Origin of the sequence: Vibrio sp. V19_P1S1T109 (assembly GCF_002241375.1) — a bacterium.
GTDB classification, from domain to species: domain Bacteria; phylum Pseudomonadota; class Gammaproteobacteria; order Enterobacterales; family Vibrionaceae; genus Vibrio; species Vibrio anguillarum.
Window position 1 is genome coordinate 1 of sequence record NZ_NDIM01000111.1, and the last position, 8,698, is coordinate 8,698.

Genomic DNA, 8,698 nt, shown 5'->3' on the forward strand with positions numbered 1-8,698 from the left:
GAGTTGGTATTGAGCACTTGTGCATGATTGACATCCCTATGTTCATATTTTCTGGTATTTAAGTGAGTAGAGTGAAGAAACAGGCTACATGTGGCATGTATGGTATGGTTGACTAAATTTTAGTGATGCTACAATGTTACGATCATAAGCGGGTACATTTGGAGTCAGTTAAACATGGATAGAGCAGGCATCTCAGCCGTTAAAGTGGCACTTATCTACGCAACATTTGCCGTGCTCTGGATATTATTCTCGGATATGACAGTCGAATTATTGCTAGATAACGCCCAGTTGCGCGCTCTCGCTCAAACCTATAAGGGGTTGATGTTTGTCATTATTACCGCCTTACTTTTGCTCATGTTGGTGCTTAGAGGGAATCGCTTACTAGAAAAGGCCAATGATATGGACAGCCTCACTGGGCTGCACAGTCTTAGTATGTTTGTGCGTACTCTCAATATCACGATCAAAAAATTAAAGTCTAATGAGCGATTTATTCTTTGTTACCTCGATGTCGACGATTTTAAAAGTATCAACGAAACTCTGGGGTTTGAGCGTGCAGATGCATTTTTGCAGAATTTAGCTCACGATATTAACGAAATGACTTTGCCCGGCTCATTAGTATCGCGCTTACATGCCGATCAGTTTGCCAGTTTTGTAAAGTTGAGTGACGCTGTAGATATGGATTCTCATGTTCGGAGCGTCCAACGTCTGTATACCCATCGGGCCAAGCAACACAATATTGAAACAACTTGCTGCATAGGTGTTGCCATTTACCCAGCCGATGGTATCAGCGCCAGAGAACTGATGGTTTCCGCGACTGAGGCTCTTAATGTTGCAAAGAAACAAAAGAATGCCATTCAGTATCATGACAAAACATTAACAGAAAAAGCGATGCAGCGCCGGCAAATGGTCCTCGACCTGCGCTTAGCGATCGACGACGATAGCTTAACGGTTGTATATCAACCTAAATATGACCTAAAAACATTAACAGTCAACGGTGTCGAAGTACTGATTCGTTGGAACCATCCTGTTAAAGGCGCTATCCCACCTGATGTTTTTATCCCATTAGCCGAGGACAATGGCTTGACGGGCGCTATCTCCAAATTTGTGGTTGGAAAAGTATCACAGGAGCTGGGGCGTTCAGGAATATTGGGGACACAAATTAAACACGTTGCTGTTAATGTCTCCGCGACTGAGTTCAATAATGCTGATGAGATGTATGAACTCACGCGATTTATTCAGCAGCATGAGAATTTGAACTCATTCATACGCATTGAAATTACGGAAACAGCAACGCTTACCGATATGAAAAAGAGTGTTGAAATTATTTCTAATCTGCAATCTAACGGGATTACTTTTTCCATCGATGATTTTGGCACGGGTTATACGTCACTTGCCATGCTCAAAGATCTTACTGTAGACGAAATCAAAATTGACCGCAGTTTCGTCTCTGAAGTAGAACATGATGATCGCTCAAGAACGATAGTGAATGCCATTATTGCTATGGCGCAAAGTTTTGACATCAATATTGTGGCAGAAGGCGTAGAGACAGCCAACCAATTGAAAATTTTGCAGACAATGGGCTGTCAACAAGTGCAGGGCTACTACCTAGGACACCCAATGCCAGTGGAAGATCTTATTAACCATCTATCTTTGAATATTAATTAAAAATCTCACCTATAAAATGAGTAGTACGCTCAGTACTTATTAAGCTGATGAGGTATGTATTTAGCTAGTTTGGTTGACTGCCGCTTCTTTGCAAGGCCGCTTCTTCACCCTCATGCACTGACTCTCAAAGCAAGAGGGCGAAGATTTTTCATACCAAGCTTCAGTTACCTAATTCAGCATAGTGTTCCTAAAAAAGATAAGTCTCATAACGAGCAAATGACAAACGATGGCTACAAGGTTTGCTGTAGTTGGAAATAGCGGCCTTGTTTGGCCAATAACGTTTGGTGGCTACCGTATTCCACTATTTCACCTTGTTCAATCAGGCAAATAGCATCCATTGTTTCTAACTCGACCAAGCGGTGAGTAATAAAGAGGACCGTTTTATGCGCAAAATGCTGTTGAAATAGAGCCAGAATTTGCTGCTCTGTTTGTTTATCCAAGCCTTCCGTGGGTTCATCGAGTAATAAAATGGAACCGTTATGCAGCAGTGCGCGCGCGATACCGATGCGGCGTTTCTCTCCACCAGATAGCTGACGGCCGCCGTCACCCAGCCATGCGTCCAAACCTAGATCGTCCAATAGAGTATGTAAACCGACTTGCGTTAAGGCGTGAGCTAACTGTTGATCGTTTGCGCTTGGATTGGCCATCGCGAGGTTGTCTCGCAGCGTGCCATTGAGTACATCTACACGTTGGCTAACCACACTGATGGTTTGGCGAAGTTCGTTCTCATTCCACGCTGTTAAGTGGGTACCTGCAATAGAGACGCTACCTTGCTGTGGATCCCAATAGCGTGACAGCAATTGCATTAAGGTTGATTTGCCCGAGCCTGTTTGCCCCACTATCGCAACGCGATGCCCTGCGGGAATATGGAGATTAACACCGCGTAACACATCTTGGCTGCTGTCAGGATAGTGAAAGGTTACGTCTGAAAATTCAATATCGAATTGACCTGAGTGCTGAGTTAAAGCGGTAGGAAATTGGACTTCAGGCTCAGCCAGAATAATATCGTTGAGGCGGCGAGCAGAAGTGAGTGTTTGCCCTAAATGTTGAAATGCACCAGCAATCGGCATCAGCAGTTCAAAACTTGCCATAGTTGCAAAAGCCACCAGTGCAATCATCGGGTCGGGTTGATTACCTGCCACACCATCGGCGGCAAGCCAGATCACTAACACAAGCGTCCAGCCATTAGCGAGCATGAGCAGTGCTTGTGCAAGGCCAGAAAAATGAGCGTTAGCCAATTGATTGACCAGCAATTTTTGCTGCGCGCTAAGAATCGCTTCACGGTAACGGTTTTCTGCACCAAACAGGGTCAGTTCACTGTAGCCTTGCAACCAGTCAAGCGTTGCAATACGCAAATCCGCCTTGTGCTGGGTGAGCTCGGCACCATTACGCTGACCCAGTTTATAAAAGAGGACAGGCCACACGAGCAGTAGCGTCAGAAGAATTGCACCAAGGGTTAAGCCAACGGCAGGGTCAAACCAACATAAGAATGCCGTTAACGCACTAATGCCCAGTACACCCACGGTTACTGGGCTGATTAAGCGTAAATAGACGTGATCCATAGCATCGATATCTGCCACTAGACGGTTGAGTAAATCAGCGTCTCTGAGGTTTGACACACGACCTGGGATCAGTGGCGCGAGTTTTTGGAAGAAGAAAATACGCAGATCCGTCAGCAGCTTGAATGTAGCATTATGGCTGACAACACGCTCACCCCAACGTCCTGCAGTGCGTCCCATGGCAAACCCACGTACAAACGCGCCCGGTAGCATGTAGTTAAATGTTTCACGAGCAATGGTTAAGCCAGCAATGGCCGCTGCGGATAAAAACCAGCCGGATAAGGTCAGTAGACCAATCGAGGCAAACAGGGTTAAAAAGGCCAGCAGCATACCGAGAGATAAACCAAACCAGTGCTTTTTATACAATTTAAGGTAAGGGATGAGATCACGCATCAAGGTTCCCCTTATTGGCTTCATCAAGCGCTTGATTAGCTTGTAACATATCGTAAAACAGCCCCTTTTGCTGGCTGAGTGTATTGTAATCGCCTGTTTGAACTATCGCCCCATTTTGCATCACCAAAATCTGTTGCACCGATTTTAATGGTGCTAATTGGTGTGTCACGATTAAAGCGGTGTGGTGTTGAATTTGGCGGTTCAAACCTTGCATCACTAACTGTTCGCTGCGGGCATCTAAGCTGGCGGTTGGTTCATCAAGTAGCCAAAAATTGCCGTTTTGTAGCAGCGCTCGAGCAAGTGCAATTCGCTGAGCTTGTCCGACAGATAATCCACCAGATCGATCGGTGATGGCGTAATCCAAACCATGTTTGTCGACAAATTCAGCCGCATAGGCATTATCTAAAGCCGAATGAAGCGCTTCGTCACTCATGTCATGCTTGCCGAGGCTGATATTCTCAACGATGGTTCCGTGCACCAATAGTGGGTTTTGCCCAACCCAACTGATCTGCTTACGCCAGCTGGTATGCTCAAGATCGCTCAGTTCAATACCATTAATTTTCAAACTGCCTTGGTAAGGCATGAAGCCTAAAATGGCGTTTACTAAGCTGGTTTTACCTGCACCGCTTGGCCCGACAAGCGCAGTGGTTGAATGGTTATCTAACGTAAATGAAATTGGGCCGACCAAGCGTTTTCCTTCTGGACTAAACACTTCGAGATCTTGCGCTACAATGTCAATCTGCTGTGCACCGTCGAGCGAGATAGATCCTGATTTCACTTTGCTGATGTCTGTTTCCAAAAACTCGACAATGCTTTCAGCCGCGCCGACAGCTTGTTGTTTGGCGTGATAAAAGGTGCCCAAATCACGTAATGGTTGATAAAACTCAGGCGCAAGGATCAAGATAAATAGGCCGGAAAATAGAGTTACGGCTGTACCGTAGTAGCCGAAATTCAACTCGCCAATAAAGCTAAAACCAAAGTAAACGGCGGTGATGGCGATCGATATCGAGGTGAAAAATTCTAACACTGCTGATGATAGAAAGGCGATTTTCAATACATCCATTGTGCGAGTGCGAAAGACTTCAGAAGCGCCTTTAAGCTGATCGGCTTCGGCTTGTGTGCGGTTGAATAGGCGTATTGTAGTCATCGACTGCAGGCGATCATAAAAGTGACCAGATAACCGCTGCAGAGCTTTGAAATTTTTACGATTAGCATCGGCCGCTTTCATACCGACTAAGGCCATAAACAGCGGCACTAAGGGTGCGGTGATTAAGAAAATCAAACCCGCCGCCCAGTTGACGGGAAAGACCACAATCAAAATCATAAACGGGATCAACACAGATAATGACATCTGCGGTAAATAGCGCGCAAAAAAGTCCTGCATGTTTTCGACTTGTTCAAGCAGTAATGTTGCCCATGCACCGGCAGGCTTACCTTTAATGTAAGCAGGGCCCAACTCGCGAACTTTATCCAGTATTAACTGACGGATATAAATGCGGATCTGCTCTCCGCAGCGAAAACCCGCAATTTCACGCCCCCATGCGCACGCGGCACGTGCGGCAATCGTCACCACCAAACCAAGAAAATAGGGAATGAGCTCTGCTTTATCAACTTGTTCAATAATCAGTTGATGCAGAATGGAGGCGAGGAGTGCGGCCTGAGCCAGCAAAAACACACTTGATAATACGCCAAGGCCAACAGCAATCATTAACCAGCGTTTTGCCAGTTTACTTTGCTGTTTGAGCCAATTATTCAAGCTACGTTGCTTTTTCTTATCCATTTCGAAGGCTTAATGAGAATTATTATGTAAACGGAAGGGCGGTAGTATACAAAATAAAGCCCGATGGATATACCACCGGGCTGTAGGGTTTTGTTATAAAACTGGAAAATAACCATTTGCTTACTTGTCGTTCATGCCTACTTATCGTTCAAGCTATCTAGGTAACGTTCCGCATCTAAGGCGGCCATACAACCTGTTCCTGCCGAAGTGATCGCTTGGCGATAGTTGTGATCCATCACATCACCAGCAGCAAACACACCTTCAATACTAGTTTGAGTTGCATTACCATCAAGGCCAGATCTAACCACGATATAGCCCTCTTTCATCTCTAGCTTACCAGCAAACATGTCGGTATTCGGTTTGTGACCAATCGCGATAAAGACGCCCATCACGTCCAGATCTTCTGTAGTTTCTGATTGGGTGTGTTTCATACGAACACCCGTCACGCCAGTCTCATCACCTAAGACTTCCTCTAAGGTACGGTCAGTGTGTAGCACTATATTGCCGCTTGCGACTTTATCCATCAGACGGTTAATCAGTATTTTTTCTGCGCGGAACGAATCACGGCGGTGGATGAGGTGAACTTGTGCCGCAATATTAGATAGATAAAGCGCTTCTTCCACAGCGGTATTGCCGCCGCCCACTACTGCAACTTTTTGGTTACGATAGAAAAAACCATCGCAAGTAGCACAAGCGGAAACTCCTCGTCCTTTAAAGACTTCTTCTGAATCTAAACCTAGGTAACGTGCGGATGCACCTGTTGAAATGATCAGAGCATCGCAGCTATATTCTGCACTATCGCCTTTAAGGCGGAATGGCCGCTGTGAAAAATCAACTTCATTAATATGATCAAACACAATCTCGGTTTCGAAGCGCTCGGCATGCTCTTTCATTCGCTCCATTAAAGCAGGGCCCGTGAGGCCTTCGGCGTCTCCTGGCCAGTTTTCTACTTCTGTAGTGGTCGTTAACTGACCACCTTGCTGCATACCGGTAACGAGAACTGGATTAAGGTTAGCGCGAGCTGCGTAAACGGCTGCCGTATAACCAGCCGGGCCAGAACCAAGAATAAGAAGTTTGCAATGTTTCACGTTGCTCATGGGGACTCCAGTATCGAAAATGCTCGAAAATTTAACACGATTGTAGGGAATATCTCGAGTCAATTAAAGCGATTACATGGGCTAGCTTAGAAATAATCGTTATATAGCCAAACTAAGCAATGATGGGACTTGGCTAATAAGTCAGCCAACGTGTTTTTAAGCAATTTCGGCCGCTGGCTTTAGCCGCATAAAGCAGTTGGTCGACTTCTTCACACAATGCTTGGAGATCTAAATCCGTATTCGTTGCGCTCAACACGCCAAAACTCGAAGTGACGGATACCGATTCTCGTGATTCGGTTACAAAATCGTGGTCTTCAATTTTTCGGCGTAAGGTTTCGGCAATTTCGCTAGCGACGCTTAAGTCAGTGTCGGGTAGTAAGATGAGAAACTCTTCCCCACCGTAGCGAGCGACAACATCGGAAGAGCGTACCGATGACTTAAAGATAGCCGCAGTTTCCACTAATACTTGATCGCCGAAGGCGTGACCATAAGTGTCATTAATGACTTTAAAATAATCAATATCGGTCAAAATAAGGCTAATCGGTTTTGCATCTTCATTATGTTGGATCTGTTCGTCTAATTGCGCTGAATCGAATGGTTCGGAGTTTTTTTTAGGTGAAGATTGACCTTTGAACCAAGTCTGTTGCCACATCAAAATCCGTTGTGCGAGTTTAATAAGCGCTTCGCTACTATTTTGGTAAGAGTTGGATTGATGTTTTGCAAATCGTTCTTCCATGTAGCGTCGATTATACAAGCCAGTCAAGGTGTCCGTTTTGGCAAGCATGCCCATTTTGATGCGAGAGCGGTTGGCCCAGATAAATATGACCAATAATCCGATTAATGCAAGGGCAAGGAAAAAGACGATTTCACCTAATAGATGAAACGTTTTCTGATGGTTTTCAATTTCTAGCTTTTGAAGTACGTTGTTCCAGTTTAGATCCTGATTTTCATATTGTAGACGCTCAAGATCAAACAACATTTGTTGTCTCTGTAAGTTCTCTATCTGTTCAACATTGCGAAGTGTGAGCGAACGTAAATGATAAAAATCATAAGTTTCATAGGCTTGTTTGTAGTTATTTTGCCCAGCATAAGCCTGTGCTGCCACTTTTAACAACTCTATCTGTTGAATAAGTAGATTTGATCTTTGTTTGATATGCGCAATGAGTGGTTCTACAAATTCAATCACTTCACCGTAGCGTTTTTGTTCCAATAGATCTTGTGTTTGTAATAGCTGAAAAGTGGCAAGGTAGCCTGGTTGGCTTTCTCGGTACTGCAGTTCCTCCGCTTTTTTCAAGAAAAAGCGCATTTGATCACGGTTGTTGGTATCTCGATAAAGCCGTGCAAGTTCAATGTTAATACGAAAGCGATGTCGCCCGTCACCCAGTATTTGTGCCAGCTTGAGTGCTGTTTTATAGGTTTCGATCGCCGCCGTGATTTGATTACGTGACTCTTGCAACTTAGAGATGTCGAGTAAGCTAACCAACTGGCTATAGGACATTTTACGCTGCTTGAAGTAACTGTAGGAATTTTCAAGTAACAGCTGTGAACGATCAAAATCTTGTAGCTGAACCAGTATTTGACCTAGACCGTGAGATATTCTCTCCATTAACTCTTTGTTATCAATGGATTTTGCTGTATCAATTGAGGTCATTATTGCGGCGTACGATTTTTTAAACTCGCCTTGCTCTTGGTAATAGAGGCTTTTAGCTAGTAATACTTCTGATTCGATTTGTGCATTGTGATCGTTTCCTGCTTCAACTAACAGTGCGTCAAGTTTCGGCAACACGTCGACTTTTTGGTGCCGTAAAGCTTGAATCTCTCTTAGTTTGAGAGTGAGCGTTTCAACGTTGGTGTGTTCTGTTCGCTTTAATCCTAATTGTGCCGCTTCTAAGCTCCTATCATATTCCTCTAGTAGCCCATACACAGTTGCTTTGGCTAAATAGTAACGTACAACGAGAGCGGAAGGCTGTGACAATATGATGTAGTCTTCTTCTAGTTCACTAATTTGTGCTTTTGCCTTGATCGGTAGTGAATAGGTGATCTGCTCAATTCCCTCCAATGCTTGGAGAAATTTATCTTTAGGATCCATAGCCGCATAGGCATTGATTACACTGAAACCTAATGCGATGAAAGTCCACAGTGTGACTTTAATACTAGAGTTCACGAGTTGAGGATCTCCTTATCAGTTGAGCGATGTTTCAACT

At 44.6% G+C, this 8,698-nt stretch carries 5 protein-coding genes; 1 reads left to right on the forward strand and 4 read right to left on the reverse strand.

From position 1 onward, the window contains the following. The first annotated feature begins 174 nt into the window (after nucleotides 1–174). Nucleotides 175–1,665 carry a putative bifunctional diguanylate cyclase/phosphodiesterase gene (locus B9J87_RS05245; protein WP_094149640.1) on the forward strand — a complete coding sequence of 497 codons (1,491 nt, stop codon included), beginning with the start codon at nucleotides 175–177 and terminating at the stop codon, nucleotides 1,663–1,665. Between the two features lie 230 nt (nucleotides 1,666–1,895). Here the strand turns inward: B9J87_RS05245 and cydC are convergent, their stop codons facing one another. The 4 genes from cydC to B9J87_RS05265 form a co-directional block, all read right to left on the reverse strand. Beyond that, nucleotides 1,896–3,617, reverse strand: coding sequence for a heme ABC transporter ATP-binding protein/permease CydC (gene cydC / locus B9J87_RS05250; protein ID WP_094149641.1), 1,722 nt, complete (start codon nucleotides 3,615–3,617; stop codon nucleotides 1,896–1,898). Next, the gene (cydD, locus tag B9J87_RS05255; protein ID WP_094131765.1) at nucleotides 3,610–5,397 is read right to left on the reverse strand and encodes a heme ABC transporter permease/ATP-binding protein CydD; all 1,788 of its coding nucleotides are present in this window, start codon (nucleotides 5,395–5,397) and stop codon (nucleotides 3,610–3,612) included. Before cydD ends, cydC begins: the two co-directional genes overlap by 8 nt. Nucleotides 5,398–5,534: 137 nt before the next feature. Then, nucleotides 5,535–6,494, reverse strand: coding sequence for a thioredoxin-disulfide reductase (gene trxB / locus B9J87_RS05260; RefSeq protein WP_094149643.1), 960 nt, complete (start codon nucleotides 6,492–6,494; stop codon nucleotides 5,535–5,537). A gap of 133 nt (nucleotides 6,495–6,627) precedes the next feature. Next, nucleotides 6,628–8,658, reverse strand: a complete 2,031-nt coding sequence (locus B9J87_RS05265; RefSeq protein ID WP_094149645.1) for a GGDEF domain-containing protein — start codon at nucleotides 8,656–8,658, stop codon at nucleotides 6,628–6,630. Between the last annotated feature and the right edge of the window lie 40 nt (nucleotides 8,659–8,698).

What these genes read in the sequence shown, in the direction of transcription:
- B9J87_RS05245 (WP_094149640.1), top strand. Translation starts at nt 175, where the DNA reads ATGGATAGAGCAGGCATCTCAGCCGTTAAAGTGGCACTTATCTACGCA.
- cydC (WP_094149641.1), bottom strand. Translation starts at nt 3,617, where the DNA reads ATGCGTGATCTCATCCCTTACCTTAAATTGTATAAAAAGCACTGGTTT.
- cydD (WP_094131765.1), bottom strand. Translation starts at nt 5,397, where the DNA reads ATGGATAAGAAAAAGCAACGTAGCTTGAATAATTGGCTCAAACAGCAA.
- trxB (WP_094149643.1), bottom strand. Translation starts at nt 6,494, where the DNA reads ATGAGCAACGTGAAACATTGCAAACTTCTTATTCTTGGTTCTGGCCCG.